Origin of the sequence: Streptomyces lydicamycinicus, assembly GCF_000829715.2 — a bacterium.
Lineage (GTDB): Bacteria > Actinomycetota > Actinomycetes > Streptomycetales > Streptomycetaceae > Streptomyces > Streptomyces lydicamycinicus.
Map to the genome: position 1 here is coordinate 652,865 of NZ_BBNO01000001.1, position 15,649 is coordinate 668,513.

14 protein-coding genes are annotated in these 15,649 nt (G+C 73.2%); 9 read left to right on the plus strand and 5 right to left on the minus strand.

Annotation, left to right across the window (positions count from 1 at the left end):
* The first annotated feature begins 172 nt into the window (after positions 1 to 172).
* On the plus strand, positions 173 to 910 hold the full coding sequence (locus tag TU31_RS02815) for a ferritin-like fold-containing protein (protein ID WP_042148315.1): 738 nt from the start codon (positions 173 to 175) through the stop codon (positions 908 to 910).
* A gap of 24 nt (positions 911 to 934) precedes the next feature.
* On the opposite strand, the gene TU31_RS02820 is transcribed toward TU31_RS02815, so the two are convergent.
* From TU31_RS02820 to TU31_RS02835, 4 genes are all read right to left on the minus strand, one after another.
* Positions 935 to 1,225 (minus strand): hypothetical protein, encoded by a 291-nt coding sequence (locus tag TU31_RS02820; RefSeq protein ID WP_042148318.1) that lies wholly within the window; start codon positions 1,223 to 1,225, stop codon positions 935 to 937.
* Positions 1,226 to 1,509: 284 nt separating this feature from the next.
* A complete protein-coding gene (locus TU31_RS02825) occupies positions 1,510 to 1,737 on the minus strand; it encodes a DUF3107 domain-containing protein (RefSeq protein WP_018089430.1) in 228 nt (75 codons plus the stop codon).
* Positions 1,738 to 1,911: 174 nt separating this feature from the next.
* Positions 1,912 to 2,553, minus strand: coding sequence for a TetR/AcrR family transcriptional regulator (locus TU31_RS02830; RefSeq protein ID WP_042148322.1), 642 nt, complete (start codon positions 2,551 to 2,553; stop codon positions 1,912 to 1,914).
* Between the two features lie 148 nt (positions 2,554 to 2,701).
* Positions 2,702 to 2,920 carry an Rv3202a family protein gene (locus tag TU31_RS02835; RefSeq protein ID WP_042148325.1) on the minus strand — a complete coding sequence of 73 codons (219 nt, stop codon included), beginning with the start codon at positions 2,918 to 2,920 and terminating at the stop codon, positions 2,702 to 2,704.
* Positions 2,921 to 3,090: 170 nt separating this feature from the next.
* Here TU31_RS02835 and TU31_RS02840 point away from each other — a divergent pair, with 170 nt between their 5' ends.
* The 7 genes from TU31_RS02840 (at position 3,091) to moeZ (ending at position 11,917) form a co-directional block, all read left to right on the plus strand.
* Positions 3,091 to 4,113, plus strand: coding sequence for an alpha/beta fold hydrolase (locus TU31_RS02840; protein ID WP_042148329.1), 1,023 nt, complete (start codon positions 3,091 to 3,093; stop codon positions 4,111 to 4,113).
* Positions 4,114 to 4,265: 152 nt separating this feature from the next.
* Positions 4,266 to 5,570: a DUF3152 domain-containing protein gene (locus TU31_RS02845; RefSeq protein WP_042148332.1), complete on the plus strand. Its 1,305-nt coding sequence runs from the start codon at positions 4,266 to 4,268 to the stop codon at positions 5,568 to 5,570.
* Positions 5,571 to 5,781: 211 nt separating this feature from the next.
* Positions 5,782 to 7,704, plus strand: a complete 1,923-nt coding sequence (locus tag TU31_RS02850; protein ID WP_042148335.1) for a DUF3492 domain-containing protein — start codon at positions 5,782 to 5,784, stop codon at positions 7,702 to 7,704.
* On the plus strand, positions 7,698 to 7,922 hold the full coding sequence (locus tag TU31_RS02855) for a hypothetical protein (protein ID WP_042148338.1): 225 nt from the start codon (positions 7,698 to 7,700) through the stop codon (positions 7,920 to 7,922). Before TU31_RS02850 ends, TU31_RS02855 begins: the two co-directional genes overlap by 7 nt.
* On the plus strand, positions 7,919 to 9,148 hold the full coding sequence (locus TU31_RS02860; protein WP_042148339.1) for a hypothetical protein: 1,230 nt from the start codon (positions 7,919 to 7,921) through the stop codon (positions 9,146 to 9,148). Before TU31_RS02855 ends, TU31_RS02860 begins: the two co-directional genes overlap by 4 nt.
* A 238-nt stretch (positions 9,149 to 9,386) precedes the next feature.
* The gene (locus tag TU31_RS02865) at positions 9,387 to 10,346 is read left to right on the plus strand and encodes an NAD-dependent epimerase/dehydratase family protein (protein ID WP_042148342.1); all 960 of its coding nucleotides are present in this window, start codon (positions 9,387 to 9,389) and stop codon (positions 10,344 to 10,346) included.
* Between the two features lie 392 nt (positions 10,347 to 10,738).
* Positions 10,739 to 11,917, plus strand: a complete 1,179-nt coding sequence (gene moeZ, locus TU31_RS02870; RefSeq protein ID WP_042148345.1) for an adenylyltransferase/sulfurtransferase MoeZ — start codon at positions 10,739 to 10,741, stop codon at positions 11,915 to 11,917.
* A 100-nt stretch (positions 11,918 to 12,017) separates the two neighbouring features.
* Here moeZ and TU31_RS02875 read toward each other — a convergent pair whose 3' ends face one another.
* Entirely contained in the window at positions 12,018 to 15,035 is a 3,018-nt protein-coding gene (locus TU31_RS02875; protein ID WP_181018517.1) for a lysylphosphatidylglycerol synthase transmembrane domain-containing protein, read from the minus strand.
* Positions 15,036 to 15,223: 188 nt separating this feature from the next.
* On the opposite strand from TU31_RS02875, the gene TU31_RS02880 reads away from it, so the two are divergent.
* Positions 15,224 to 15,616, plus strand: coding sequence for an MGMT family protein (locus TU31_RS02880; protein WP_042148350.1), 393 nt, complete (start codon positions 15,224 to 15,226; stop codon positions 15,614 to 15,616).
* Positions 15,617 to 15,649: the final 33 nt, after the last annotated feature.

A 15,649-nucleotide genomic window follows, 5' to 3' on the forward strand; every position in this document is an offset into this window, starting at 1 on the left:
ATACCACTGTACCCCGGATATGGCGCGCTCATCCGAAGGCTTGTATGAGTGAGGAATACATCACGGCCCGGTCCGGCGCCCGAGCGCCCGCTACGACCGTCGTTCGTACGGGGGAACGGCAGTGGCTGACCAGGGCCTTCCCCGAACCGCCGAGCGGGCTATTGTGCCGGTCATGGGAACGCCTGACAACGCCGCGGCTGACGCGCAAGAACACACCGGGATCGCCGCCCAGGACTGGGCTCAGGCATCCGCCGACCCGCAGTACCGGGCCGCCGTGATCGATCTGCTCGGCGCGCTCGCCTACGGCGAGCTGTCCGCCTTCGAGCGCCTGGCGGAGGACGCCAAGCTCGCGCCGACGATGGACGACAAGGCCGAACTGGCCAAGATGGCCTCGGCAGAGTTCCACCACTTCGAGCGGCTGCGGGAGCGGCTGGCACAGATCGAGGCGGAGCCGAACGAGGCGATGGAGCCGTTCGCCGCCGCGCTGGACGAGTTCCACCGCCAGACCGCGCCGTCGGACTGGCTGGAGGGCCTGGTCAAGGCCTATGTGGGCGACTCGATCGCCAGTGACTTCTACCGTGAGGTCGCGGCCCGCCTGGACTCCGACACCCGTGGCCTGGTGCTGGCCGTGCTGGACGACACCGGGCATGCCACGTTCGCCGTGGAGAAGGTGCGCGCGGCCATCGAGGCCGAGCCGCGGGTCGGCGGTCGGCTGGCCCTGTGGGCGCGCCGGCTGATGGGCGAGGCGCTCTCGCAGGCGCAGCGGGTGGTCGCGGACCGCGACGCGCTCTCCACGATGCTGGTGGGCGGTGTCGCCGACGGCTTCGACCTGGCCGAGGTGGGCCGGATGTTCTCGCGGATCACCGAGGCGCACACCAAGCGAATGGCGGCGCTGGGCCTCGCGGCCTGACGTCCTGCCAGGGCGCCGGGCGGTTCAGGCCGTCCGGTGCCCCTTCAGTGCCGGGGCCGGCCGCCGAAGGCGCCGGTGCGGCGGGCGCACCAGGACCGACAGCAGTGCCGCCCCCACGGCGACCGACGCGAACATCACCTGGACGGGATACCCCGGGCCGAGGATCGCGCGGGTCAGCACGGCGCCGAGCAGCGCCGCGACCGGGCCCGTCGCGAGCGTGAGGGTGCGTGAGGGGAAGCGGTCGGGCAGCCATCGCGTCGCGGACAGGGCGATGACAAAGCCGATGAGCAGGGCACCGAGCGCTTCCCAGATCATGCTGTTTTCCCTCCCGCGTGACAATGCCGATCGGACGAACAAATCGGTCGTAGGCGGTCGTACCCAGGGGGCACCGGCAGCAACCCTCCGCGCCCCGGTCCGCTGCCTGATCAGCCCAGCCGAACCGACTCGAACGGTCTGATCTGCGCAAATACGGCGCCCGGGGGCCCGGAACGGCACGCGGCCGAGCCCGGAAGCGAGACGGAAAAAGACGGCGGCCCGGAGAGGAAACTCCGGGCCGCCGTCTTTGTCACCCTGTGGGCGCCGCGGTCGGCGCCCCGTGATCAGAGCGCGCCGAAACCGACCTTGCGGGCGGTCGGCTCGCCGATCTCCACATAGGCCAGCCGGTCCGCCGGGACCAGGACCTTGCGACCGTGGTCGTCCACCAGGCTCAGCAGCTGTGACTTGCCGCCCAGCGCGTCGGACACGGCGCTCTCGACCTCTTCGGCAGACTGCCCGCTCTCCAGAATGATCTCGCGGGGCGCGTGCTGCACGCCGATCTTGACCTCCACGGCTTTTGTCCCTCCGACGGTCTGGGGGTCCCCAGCGTCAGCTGGGGCAGGATGCGCGATGATCCGCGCCGTACGCAGCACACATTAGCCCGGTACGGGGACGCACAGGACGCCATGGGCCACGCCCGCAGCGAACAGGGCCGGTGCGTGCACGGGGCCGGTGCGGGAACAGGGTCAGTGCGGCTCGCTGCCCTGGAGCGGGAAGCCGGCGATGCCCTTCCACGCGAGCGACGTCAGCAGCTGCACCGCGGTGTCCCGCGGGACCTTGCTCTCCGAGGACAGCCAGTAGCGCGCCACCACCTGGGAAACCCCGCCCAGGCCCACGGCCAGCAGCATCGACTCGTCCTGCGACAGCCCGGTGTCCTCGGCGATCACCGCGCTTATGGCCTCGGCGCACTCCAGCGACACCTTGTCCACCCGCTCACGGACCGCCGGATCATTGGTGAGGTCCGACTCGAACACCAGCCGGAAGGCGCCGCCCGGGTCCTCCACGTACGCGAAGTAGGCGTCCATCGTCGCCGCGACCCGCTGCTTGTTGTCGGTCGTCGACGCCAGCGCCGCGCGCACCGACTGGAGCAGGGACTCGCAGTGCTGGTCGAGCAGGGCGAGGTAGAGCTCCAGCTTGCCCGGGAAGTGCTGGTAGAGCACCGGCTTGCTGACGCCCGCCCGCTCGGCGATGTCGTCCATCGCGGCCGCGTGGTAGCCCTGCGCGACAAAGACTTCCTGGGCGGCGCCCAGAAGCTGGTTGCGCCGGGCTCGACGTGGCAGGCGTGTGCCCCGCGGGCGCGTCGCCTCGGTCTGCTCGATGGCGCTCACGCTGCCTCCCAGAAATCGTTCCGTATGCGGCCCGTACAAGATGGTGCACCGCGCCCGCCATCGTACTTTTGGGTAACCCGGCTGTGCGCGGTCCGGGCCCAGAATTTATGCCTGACCCCGGTACCGGAAGCCGACATAACGCCCCAGGTCATCGGTATTCGTCTTCGTTGAGCTCCACGATGCGGGCCTGTTCGGCGCGATCCGCCTCGTTCGCGGAGTCCGGGTCGACGGTGACCGGCGGCTCATCGCGGTGCGGGGTGACGTCGGCGTACTGCTCCGCCGCGTCCGCTTCCGGTGCCTCGACATCGAACTCGGTGGCGTCGCTCTCGTCCTCGAAAGTATCCGGGTCTGTCGGGTCGACGCGCATGGTGGCTCCCTTTCTCGCGTGCTCGCTTGGACGGCTGGTGCCTGACATGACAGCAGGGGCCGGGGCGGCTGCCCTCGACTACGAGCGTAGGAGAGTGGCCGCGGCAGCGCGATGCGGTGTGTGACCGCGGACACACGATCGGGGGCGTGATCGTCTCGTAACATCGACCCATGTCTTCGACCGAGTCGCCGGACACCGCGACCGCCGCCCTCCCGGTGCCCCCGGCCGGCCCCGGCCGGCGCGGCGCGGCGGAGACGGTGCACACCGTGACCCTGCCGGGCCTGACGCTGACCGTACGGGCACCCGCCGGATCGCCCGCGCCCCAGGACGGCGGCGCCAAGACCGGCACCGAACGGGACCGCGAGCCCGCGCTCTACGTCCACGGCCTCGGCGGCTCCTCACAGAACTGGTCGGACCTGATGCCGCTGCTCGCCGACCGGGTGGACGGCGAGGCGATCGACCTGCCCGGCTTCGGGCACTCCCCGCCGCCGGACGACGGCAACTACTCCGTCTCCGCGCAGGCCCGCGCGGTCATCCGCTACCTCGACGCGGCCGGGCGCGGCCCCGTCCACCTCATCGGCAACTCCATGGGCGGTGCCGCCGCCACCCGCGTCGCGGCCGTGCGCCCCGATCTCGTCCGCACCCTGACGCTGATCTCCCCGGCGCTGCCCGAGCTGCGCCCACAGCTGACGGCGGTCCCCACGGCGCTGCTCGCGGTGCCCGGCATCACCGGGCTCTTCGGCCGGCTCACCCATGACTGGACGCCCGAGCGCCGTACCCGCGAGGTGCTGGCGCTCTGCTACGGCGACCCCGGCCGGGTCAGCCCCGAAGGGTTCAACGCCGCGGTCGATGAATACGCGCGACGGCTCGAACTTCCCTACTTCTGGGAGGTCATGGAGCGCTCGGCCCGCGGTTTGGTGAACGCTTACACACTGGGCGGCCAACATAATTTGTGGCGTCAGGCAGAGAGAGTGCTCGCCCCCACCCTTCTCGTCTACGGTGGGCGCGACCGCCTGGTCTCCTTCCGGATGGCGCGGCGGGCGGCCGCGGCGTTCCGCGGTTCGCGACTGCTGACGCTGCCGGAGGCGGGTCATGTGGCGATGATGGAGTACCCGGAGACAGTGGCGCGGGCCGTCCGCGAACTGCTCGACAGTGACATGACCGATGTGACCGCCGATGCGAGCAGGAGCTGACGCACCCCGTGGGACGCCATAGCCGCCGAGGCCGGCCGGAAGCCGCAACGGACACCCCGGAGACGGCCGGTCCGCCCGGTAACGGCCCCTCGGGGGGCACCTCACCCGGACCGGGCCCCGGGCGCCGCAGACGCGAGCCGTTCGAGGGCGATGTGGTGCGCGGCGGGCACCCCGAACAGCGGGAACCGGGCGGCGGCTGGGGCGAGTTCCCCGGGGCGCCGGCCTCCCCGGCCGTGCCCGGCCAGGGCGCGCCCCGGATTCCCCGGCCGCGTACGGAGATGCCCGGCGGCCCGGCGGTCGCTGCCCCGGGCAGCGGGCCCGGACCGAAGCGCGAGTATGTCGAGGCCTTCGACGCCCGGACGTTCCCGGGCGGGCCGGGAGCCGCGAGCGACCCGGACGACGATGTCTTCCGGGCCGGCGCGCCCCGGAAGACGGTTCCGCAGGCCGGGGCGTACGGGCCCGGCGCGGACGGGGTGGCCCCCGGCGGCCGGTACACCGGCCGCTCGGTCGTCTTCGACCGGGAGGCGGGCGACGAGCCGGACCGACAGGCGGGCTTCGGCGCGGACGGCACGGCACCGGGCGGCCCCGGGGGCCAGGATCCGGACGGGGAAGGGGAATTCGACGCGGCGGAGTCGCGGCACGGCGCCATGAAGGGCGGCAAGGGCCGGACCTTCACCGGCGCGGCGGCCGCGGCCGTGACCACCGTGCTCGCCGTGGTCATCGCGGGCCAGGTCGCCGAGCAGCACAAGGAGGGCGCCGACCCGCAGCCGCGCAGCGGGAACGACCGCGCCGAGGGGGTCGGCGACGAGGCCTCCCGGTCGCACGCCAGGCCCACCCAGGACGCCAAGCCCGCCAGTTACGACGAGAAGATGAACCAGGTCTTCCCGCTGGACGCGAGGCTGACGGCCACCGGCCGCTTCAAGCCGGTCGGCGGTGACGCCAGGGCGCCCGGCCAGGGCAAGGTGCTGCGCTATCGCGTCGACGTCGAGGAGGGGCTGTCGCTGGACGGCGAGCTGTTCGCCGAGGCGGTGCACAAGACCCTCAACGACAGCCGCAGTTGGGCCCACGGCGGGAAGATGGCCTTCCAGCGGGTCGGATCCGGCGACGCCGATTTCGTGATCACGCTGGCGAGTCCGGGGACCACCGCGAAGTGGTGCGCCAAGTCCGACCTCGACACCAGCGAGGGCAATGTCTCCTGTGACTCCGCGGCGACCGAGCGGGTCATGATCAATGCCTACCGGTGGGCGCAGGGTGCCCGGACGTATGGCCACGACAAGATGTACGCCTACCGGCAGATGCTGATCAATCACGAGGTCGGCCACCGCCTCGGCCACAACCACGAGTTCTGCTCCCGGCAGGGCGCACTGGCCCCGGTGATGATGCAGCAGACCAAGTTCCTGACGACGGACGGGGCGACCTGCCGGCCCAACTCCTGGCCGTTCCCCACCCAGCGGTGACCGGACCCCGGCACCGGGGAACGTTTCCGCACTCACATAGCGCGAAGAAACGCCCTTAGGGGCGGAAAGTTACGTGCTTTCACCCCTTCCGGTGGCGCGATGGACAACCGTCCATCGCGCCACCGGCCCCTTTGCATAGCTTCTTCCTGCCGGTGGCGGCCGTGCCGCCCGGCACACCAGGACGTCGACAGGGGAGGACGGGGGTGCACTCATGCGTATTGGACTGCTCACCGAGGGTGGCTACCCGGATGCGGCCGGTGAGTCGCACGCGTGGTGCGACCGGCTCGTGCGCGGGCTCACCGGCCATGACTTCGAGGTCTACGCCCTGAGCAGCGACGCCCGCCAGGAAGCGCGGCCCCGGACCGCACTGCCGGAACACGTACGCCTGGTACGCCGTGCCCCCCTGTGGGGCGACTTCCCCGCCGGGCACCGCCGGGCCGCCGAGGAGCGCAAGGGCCGCAGCCCCGGCCGCCGCGAACGGCGCCGCTTCGCCGAGCGGTTCGGTGATCTCGTGACGTCCTTCGCCACGGTGCCCGACGGGAGCGGGCCGGCCCGCGGTGCACCGTACGGGGACGCACCGGCCGGCGATCCGCCGAGTGCCCCCGAGACATCCGTGACCTGGAAGGCGGACCGTTTCGCCACCGGCCTCTACGAGCTCGCCGAACTCGCCCGGGAGCAGGGCGGACTGCCGGAGCTGCTGCACTCCGAGGGCGCCGTACGCATCCTGGAAGCCGTCTGCCACGGCCCCCGTGCGCTGCCCGCCGCCCAGGGCGCGCAGGTCAACGATCTGCTGGCGGTCACCGACCGGCTCGAACTCGCGCTCCGGCCGCTGTCCCTGGACTGGTACGGCGACCGGCACACCCCCGGCCTCGGCGGAGTGGACCTCTGCCATGCCACCTCCGGCGGCGCGGCCGCCCTCCCGGGACTGCTGGCCAAGCGCTTCTTCGGGACCCCGCTCCTGGTCACCGAGTACGGCGTCCGGCTGCGCGAGCACTACCTGGCCCGCGCCGCCGCGCCGCTGAGCGTGCCGGTGCGCGCGCTGCTCGCCGCCTTCCAGGGCGCGCTGGCCGCCGAGACCTACGCCCAGGCCGCACTGATCACCCCCGGCAACACCCACGCCCGGCGCTGGCAGGAGCGCTGCGGCGCCGACCGCGCCCGGCTGCGCACGGTCTACCCGGGCATGGACGCCACCCCGTTCGCCGCGGTCGCGGACGCCGCCCCGGACGACTCCAAGACGCTGGTGTGGGTCGGCACGGTGGAACCCGCGAAGGACCTCATCGCGCTGCTGCACGCCTTCGCCGAGATCCGCAAGGCGGAGCCATCGGCGACGCTGCGGATCATCGGCGGGACCGGCCGCGATCCGCGGGCGCCCGGATATCTCGCGCACTGCCGGGTGCTGGCCGCCCAGCTCTTCCCCGACGAGGCGGCCGACGCCCGCACCGTCGGCGAGAACCCGGTCAGGTTCGAGGAGATCGGCAGCCCCGACCTGCCGGCCCTGGCGGACGCCTATGCCTCCGGTGCGGTGGTGGTGCTCTCCAGCGTCATCGAGGGCTTTCCCCGCTCCCTGGTGGAGGCGATGTTCTGCGGCCGCGCCACGGTGTCGACCGACACCGGCGCGGTCTGTGAAGTCATCGGCGGCACCGGTCTGGTCGTCCCGCCGCGCAACCCCCGCGCGCTGGCCGCAGCCTGCACGGCGCTGCTCGCCGACCCCGACCGCAGGGCCCGGCTGGGCGCGGCGGCCCGCGCCCGGGCGCTGGAGCTGTTCACCGTCGAGCAGAACATCGCGGCATTTCGTGGCATCTACCTGGAGCTGATCTCCCACGCCCCGGACCGGACGGCCGCCTGCCGCACACGGGACGCGCACGGGGTCCCGCGGCCCTTCGCCCGCCCCGCGGAGTCCCATGTCCCCGGCCGCTGGGCCGCGACCGGCACGGCCACCAGGGCGGTCACCGCGCCGGCCGGCCGGACGCCGAGCTGGGCGGCCTCCGGGACCGGGCGGTCCACCGAGGCGCCGGCCGCCGCCCCGGGCGAGGCCGGGGGAGGGGGCACTGTCCGGGAAATGGGACAGGCCGTGAGACGGGATGACCCGGCGAGCCACCAGGCGTGGCCGGTGCGAGGGAGAGAGCAATGGTGACCGGTGTGCTGGACGTGATGTGTGCGATGGGTGTCGTGGGTGTGGCACTGGTGACGGGCATGGCGGATGTGGCGCACAGCGGCCGCTCCGCCGTCCCCGTCCGCGTCCGCCGGCGCACCCCGGGCCGCCCCGGCCGCCTGCCCCGGCGCCGTACCGCGCACCTCCGCCCCGGCCAGGACGGCTGCGCGCGGACGTGGGAGAGGGGGAACGGGGCATGACCACACCCGAAGGCGGCGCCACCGGTGCCGTGGAGACTCCGGGGGAGGCCCGCGCCGACCGGGCCGCACCCCCGCGCAAGGACGCCGCCGCCCGCCCCCCGCGCCGCGGCCCCGCCGACCCCGTACGGATGCTGATGCACCGGCACCAGGAGCTGTGCGCGCACGCCGTCGACGCGCTGGAGATCGCCGCCGGCCTGGAGGCACACGGCGTCACCGACCGTACGGCCGCACGCTTCCGGCACCGGGACGTCTTCTCGCTGGCCGAGGAGCTCTACGCCCGGGTGCCGCGCGCCGACCCGGCCGCCGTCCCCGGGGCCGGGCCGCCCCCGCACGCGACCGCACCCGCCCGGCGCTCCCGCACCGTGTGCGTCGCCCTGCACCTGCTCCCCGGCGCCGTCTGTGTCGCGGCGGCCGCCGCCCTCGCCTCGGTGACCACGGCAACTCCCGCCGTACGCACCGCCGTCGGCGCCTCGGGCCTCGTACTGCTCGCCCTCGCCGTCCGGCTGGGCGTCCGGTCCGGGCCACTGCGGCTGCGCCATGGCACCGGGCCGCGCACCGCCGGCCTGTGGGCCGGCTGGACGGCCGGGTACGCGGTGTACGGCGACTGGCTGCTCGGACAGCTGCTGGCCGGCGGCCCTGATCTGCCCCCTACCGCGCCCCGGGCCGCCGTCGCCCCCGCCGTGGCACTCGCCTTCGCCCTCGCCCCCGCCGCCGGCTGCGCCCACTGGTTCACCGTGCGCGGACGACGTGTCCTGGCCGCCAGCCGCGGACTCGGAGAACTCGCCGCCCGGGTACGGCCGTTGCTGCTCGCCGTCACCCTGCTCTTCCTGGGCGCGCTGGCCGCGCTGCTCCTCGGCGCGGAAGCGGTGCTCGGCGGTGGCGACCCGCTCGCCCTGGGGGCGGCGGCCGCGCTGGGGGTGCTGCTCTTCCTCGCCCGGCTGCTCGCCGTCCACGGCTTCCCCGAAGCCGCCGCGGCCGGCCTGGCCTCGGCCGCCGCCCTGGAAGCCCTCGCCCCGGCCCTGGTGCTGATCGCCCGGCTCCCCGGCGTGCCCCCGGTCGACGCCCCGGTCATGGCGCTGGCCACCACGGTCGGACCGGCCGCGGTACCCGCCGTGGCCTGCACCGCCGCCGCCCTCGGCCTCCTCGTCCACGGTCTGCGGGCGCTCACCGGCGCTTGCGCCCACTGGCCCGCCCCCTCCGGACCGGCGGAGGCGCACCGCCCGTGACCCTCCGGACGATCACCGGCCCCCGATACCCCGCACCCCCACACGGGCACCCCACCACGCACCACCCCACGGAGCGGCACCCCGAAACGGCCGCTCCGGCCGCTGCACCGCGGACCGCACCCCCAGGGCGGACGCCGACCCCGCGGCCGAAGCCGACCCGCTTCCCTCAATCCGCCTTAGGAGCACGACATATGAACGTCCAGCCGACCACACGCCACGCGGACCGGGGGGTCGCACGATGAGGGTGCTGCTCATCGGCGCCAACGGCTACCTGGGCCGCTATGTCGCCGACCGCCTGCTCGCCGACCCCGCCGTCCAGCTCACCGCCCTCGGGCGGGGCGACGACGCCGACGTCCGCTTCGACCTGGCCACCGGAAGCCCCGGGGCGCTCACCCGCTTCCTCGACGCGGTCCACCCCGGTGTCGTCGTCAACTGCGCCGGGGCCACCCGGGGCGGTGCCCGCGAGCTGACCCGGCACAACACCGTCGCGGTCGCCACCATCTGCGAATCGCTGCGGCGCAGCAGCTGCGGCGCCCGGCTCGTCCACCTGGGCTGCGCCTCCGAGTACGGGCCCTCCCAGCCCGGCTCCTCCACCGCCGAGGACGCGGTCCCGCGCCCCGGCGGCCCGTACGGTGTCAGCAAACTCGCCGCCACCGAACTGGTCCTGGGCTCCGGGCTCGACGCCGTGGTGCTGCGAATCTTCTCGCCGGTCGGCCCCGGCACCCCGGCGGGCTCCCCGCTCGGCCGGCTCGCCGAGGCGATGCGCCGTGCCATGCAGTCCGGCGACAGCGAACTCAAGCTCGGCGGGCTCGGGGTGCAGCGGGACTTCGTCGATGTGCGCGATGTGGCGCGGGCGGTGCACGCCGCCTCACTGTCCGCCGCACAGGGCGTCGTCAACATCGGCACCGGCCGGGCCGTCCGGCTGCGGGAGGCCGCGTCGGTGCTCGCCCGGGTCGCCGGCTTCGGCGGTGCCCTGCACGAACTCGACTCCCCGCCCGCCCGGCTGGTCATCCCGGGCCCGTCCCCGGAGCACCCGGGGGCCGGCTCGCCGCCCGCCACCTACCCGTACCCGGACGGCTGCGGCACCTGGCAGCAGGCGGATGTGCGCACGGCCCGCGACCGGCTCGGCTGGCGCCCCCGGATCCAGCTGGAGGAGTCCCTCGCCGACATCTGGATGGAGGCCGCGTGTCGTATCTGAGACCGGTGTCCGCTTGTTGGGACGCGGGGACAGGGGCGGCAGCGCGCGCCCGGTCGGTGAGCTGCTCTCCGAGGAGCTGGAGCGAGGGCCGCCGGCCACCCTCCGCAGTGGTTCCGTCACCTCGTCGACGGCGTGCGGCGTCCCCCTCTCGGTGAGGCGCTGCGGAGCGCCCGCCGGCAGGGGCGGGCACGGGGCACGTCACCGGCCGTCGTGACCGGCGCGGAGAGGCCTGGGCGTCACTGCCCGGCTACTGGGACGCATTCGTCTCGCGCATCGGAACAGGTGTCTCGGAATGAAGAAGGGCGTGGCAGTGTTACGGGAGTGCAAGCTCCCCCACTCCCGGCTCGGCTCGGGCGGGGGGAACCCCATCAAGACCGACCAACGGAGTCCCCGTGTCGCTGCCACCCCTGGTCGAGCCCGCTTCCGAGCTCACCGTCGATGAGGTCCGCAGGTACTCCCGCCACCTGATCATCCCCGATGTCGGGATGGACGGGCAGAAGCGGCTGAAGAACGCCAAGGTGCTCTGTGTGGGCGCCGGTGGCCTGGGCTCGCCCGCGCTGATGTACCTGGCCGCGGCCGGTGTCGGCACGCTCGGCATCGTGGAGTTCGACGAGGTCGACGAGTCGAACCTCCAGCGCCAGATCATCCACAGCCAGGCGGACATCGGCCGCTCCAAGGCCGCGTCCGCCAAGGACACGGTGCTGGGCATCAACCCGTACGTCACGGTGAACCTGCACGAAGAGCGCCTGGACTCCACGAACGTCATGGAGCTCTTCGCGCAGTACGACCTGATCGTGGACGGCACCGACAACTTCGCCACCCGCTACCTGGTCAACGACGCCTGTGTGCTGCTGAACAAGCCGTACGTCTGGGGTTCGATCTACCGCTTCGACGGCCAGGCGTCGGTGTTCTGGAGCGAGCACGGTCCCTGCTACCGCTGCCTCTACCCGGAGCCCCCGCCGCCCGGCATGGTGCCCTCCTGCGCCGAGGGCGGCGTCCTGGGTGTGCTCTGCGCCTCCATCGGCTCCATCCAGGTCAACGAGGCCATCAAGCTGCTCGCCGGGATCGGCGACCCGCTCGTCGGCCGGCTGATGATCTACGACGCGCTGGAGATGACCTACCGTCAGGTCAAGGTCCGCAAGGACCCGGACTGCGCGGTCTGCGGCGAGAACCCGACCGTCACCGAGCTCATCGACTACGAGGCCTTCTGCGGCGTCGTGTCCGAGGAGGCCCAGGAGGCCGCGGCCGGCTCGACGATCACTCCCAAGCAGCTCAAGGAGTGGATCGACGGCGACGAGAAGATCGAGATCATCGACGTCCGCGAGCCGAACGAGTTCGAGATCGTCTCGATCCCCGGCGCCCGGCTGATCCCGAAGAACGAGTTCCTGATGGGCACCGCGCTCCAGGACCTCCCCCAGGACAAGAAGATCGTCCTGCACTGCAAGACGGGCGTCCGCTCCGCGGAGGTCCTGGCCGTCCTGAAGTCCGCGGGCTTCGCCGACGCCGTGCACGTCGGCGGCGGTGTCATCGGCTGGGTCAACACCGTCGAACCGGAGAAGCCGGTCTACTGAGCTTCCCGCACCACCCGAAAGGCGCCGGTCCGTGTTCTGCGGGCCGGCGCCTTCGCGCGGTGTACGGGAGGTAAGGCCGGCCCTTGCCGGGCGCCCGCGCTCAGATCTCGCCCTTGCGCGTCAGATACGTGAGGGCCAGCCAGCCCGGCAGCACCGGCAGCCAGAACACCATCAGCCGGAACAGCAGCACCGCCGGGAACGCCACGTCACCGGCGAGCCCGGCGACGGTCAGCGCGCCGAACAGCGCGCCCTCGACGGCGCCCACACCGCCCGGCGTCGGCGCCGCCGACCCCAGCGCGTTACCGGCCAGGAAGGCGACCGCGATGCTCGCATAGCTGATCGTGTCGCCGCCGCCGAAGGCCCGGATCGAGGCGTCCAGGCACATCACGTTCGCCGCCGTCAGCAGCAGCATCCCGCCGATACCGGTGGCCAGCTTCCCGGGCCGCTGGAGAATGTCCAGCATCCGGGGGACCACCCCCGCGAACAGCGACCGGACCCGCGTCGAGACGAACTTCCGCAGCGCCGGCACCGCCGTGACGATCAGCACCAGCACCGCCACCGTCAGCAGCCCGGCGATGACCGTACGGGACGGGGAGATGGTCGGGGTCCGTTCGGTGCCCGTCAGATAGCCGAAGATCAGCAGCAGCAGGATGTGGCTGCCCAGCCCGAACAGCTGGGAGGCGCCGACGCTCGCCACCGCCAGGCCGGGACGGACCCCGGCGCGCTGAAGGAAGCGGGTGTTGAGCGCCACCCCGCCGATCGCCGCGGGCGCCACCAGCTTCACGAAGTTGCCCGCGATCTGCGCGATGACCGTCCTGACGAACGACACCTTCTCGGTGACGAACCCCAGCAGGCTCATCGCCGCCGCGATGTACGTCAGCCCCGAGAAGCCCACCGCGACCAGCACCCACATCCACTGGGCCTTGCTGATCAGATCGCTGAGGTTGAAGTGGGTGAGCTGGGACAGCAGCAGATAGACCGCGAACGCGCCGGCGATCCAGCTGATCAGGATGCGCGGGCTGAGCCGCTCCAGCTTCGCCGGCTCGATCACCGCCGCCGGGCGGATCAACAGCACCTGCCGGCGGATCTGCGCCAGCAGATCCTCCTCGCGGGCCTCCTCGGTCGCCTCGTCCAGGGCGCGCTTCTCGGCGTTCTTCTCCGCGTGCCGCTCGGCCCGGAGCGTCTTGCGGTCCTTCGGGCCCGCCGCGTCCCGGGCCTCCCGCGCCTCCTTGGCGGCCTGCGACGCCTCCAGCACCGCTTCCCGCTCCCGCTTGGCCCGCTCCCGGGCCAGCTGCCGCAGCGTCGCGCGGGTGGTGCGGCTCAGCGCGATCGGCTGGAGCAGCGGCAGACTGTCGGCGACCGCGTCCGGGCCCAGCACCTCGACGGCCGCGGCCACCGCACGCTCGGCGCCGACCCGCAGCCCGCAGGTGGCCAGCAGCTGGGCGATGTCCATCCGCAGCACCAGATCACCGGCCGCGATCTCCCCGCCGCGCAGTTCGGTCAGCACGATGTCGCCGGAACGGTCCACCAGCAGCGCGTCCCCGACCAGCCGCCGGTGCGCGATCCGCCGGGACTGCAGCGCCTCGACCTGCCGCCAGGCGCTGTGCATCAGCGCGTCGGTGATCTCCTCGTCGGCCAGTGAGTCGAAACTGCGGCCCCCGATGTGCTCGTAGACCAGCATCACCGCGTCCGGGCCGAGCTCCGAGGTGGCGATCAGCTTGGGGGCGTGGGCGCCGGCCGCGATGGCCGCGTACGCCAGCAGCGCCTCCTGCTCCAGCGCCTGGCGCAGCGACTGGAGACTGCGGCGCTGATTGATGCCGCGCAGCGACAGCCGCCGCCACACGCGGTAGAAGAAGCCCTGCGCCTGCTGCTCGCGGTCGACGACGGTGACATCGATCGGCGGGCCGTCCTCCAGGGTGACGAGGTAACGGCGCCCGCGGTCGGCCTGCTCGGACTGCTCCGCGCCGGCCGAGTCCTCCGCGCGCAGCGCGGAAACCGGGTGGAAACCGACCCGGCGCAGCCCCGCGAGGAGGTTCTGTCCGGTGGGACGGACGTTGGGGGAGCCGACGGCGTAGAGGGTGCCGTAGGCGACGGTCCAGCCGATCAGCACGGTCGTGACGATCGCGAACGGGGTGGTGTACCGCCCGACCAGCACCGCGAACGAGTCCAGCAGCAGCACGCACCACATCGCGACCCGCCACCGGGGCCGCCGGGCCATGCCCACCGCCGTCATATAGGCGATCACGGGCGCCAGATAGCTGTGCACCGGAGCGGAGAGCGCACCGTTGTCCAGGGTCTGGGTCAGCGCGTCCCGGATGGAGGGCGGGGCGGCCTCGGCCACCCACAGATCGGTGGCCAGCGACACCCCGTGGGCGAGGACGGCGGCGAGTACCCCGTCCGCGATCCGCAGCCCGTCCCGCTTGATCAGCCGCTCGACGGCGAACGCCATCGGCACGATCAGCACCGCGACGCTGGAGGTCAGCCCCGCCAGATTGATCAGCAGCGGGGGCGCCGCCTTCGCGCCGCTGCCGATGTCGTTCTCCAGGCCCTGGGTGGTGCCGTGGGCGAACGTGGCGAGCCCGAGGACGAGCGCGATCCCGGCCATGCCGAGCAGCAGCCGCATCAGGTCGGAGGGCCGGTGCACCCGCGCGGGCAGCAGCGGCTCGTCGCCGGAGACCCGGTCGACATGGAACTCGCCGTACTCGTCGGCGCTCAGATCGGCACGGTGCGAGCCCGTACGGGGCTTGCTCCGGGCCGTGCCGGACGGCTGCTCCTCGCCCTGGTCGTGCCGGACCTGCTCCTCCTCGGGCCGCGTGCGCTCCCGCTCCTCCTCCTGCCCCTCGGTTGGCTCGGGCTCCGTGGGCCCTTCCGGCCTCTGGGACGCCCCGGGTCGTTCGGCCTTCTCGATCGTGCTCGCCTTTTCGGTAGCGGAAGCCGTGGCCGGCTTCCGTTGGTGCTTCCCCTGCGGTGCCACCTGCTGCCGCTCGGGCCGCTCGGTCACAGCGGCCGGTCCTGGCCCGGTGCGGGAGGCGTCGACGGCCAGCGCCTCAGGGGCGCCCGCCTCCCGTGGAGGCGCTGCACCCTGCTGCTCGGCCGTCTCTTCTTGATCTCGTATCACCAGTCACCGTCCGGAAGATGGTGGCACGACCGACCGGTGGAGGAGGGCATCAGGGTGCATTTCGGGGGTGCGGGAAGCGGAACATCCTCCCCCGCACCACGGCTGACGACGCCTTGCCGCCGACCTCCCCGGGGTACGGGACCCCGTGTCCGCTCCCATTGTCGGTGCCGTGCGGCAGGATGGACCGAATGAGTGGGACCGGAGATACAGGGGCGGGTGAGCTGCCGCCCTACGCGGAGCGGGTCCTCGCCGTCGCCGAGCTGATCCCGGCGGGCCGGGTGATGACGTACGGGGACGTCGCGGAGTGGCTCCGGGACGAGGAACCGCCCGCCGGGCTCCCCGATACGGGCACCGGCGGGCCCCGCCAAGTGGGGCGGGTGATGGCGCTCTACGGCGGCGCGGTGCCCTGGTGGCGGGTGGTGCGCGCGGACGGCCGGCTGCTGCCCGGCAGCGAACTGCGCGCACTGGCCCACTACCGGGAGGAAGGCACCCCCCTGCGCACCGCCGCGCAGCAGGCCGACGACCACATACCGCGGCTCGACATGCGGCGGGCCCGCTGGGACGGGCAACGGATCGATTAGCACCGGCGGCGGTGCGCGACGGCTCATGGGACG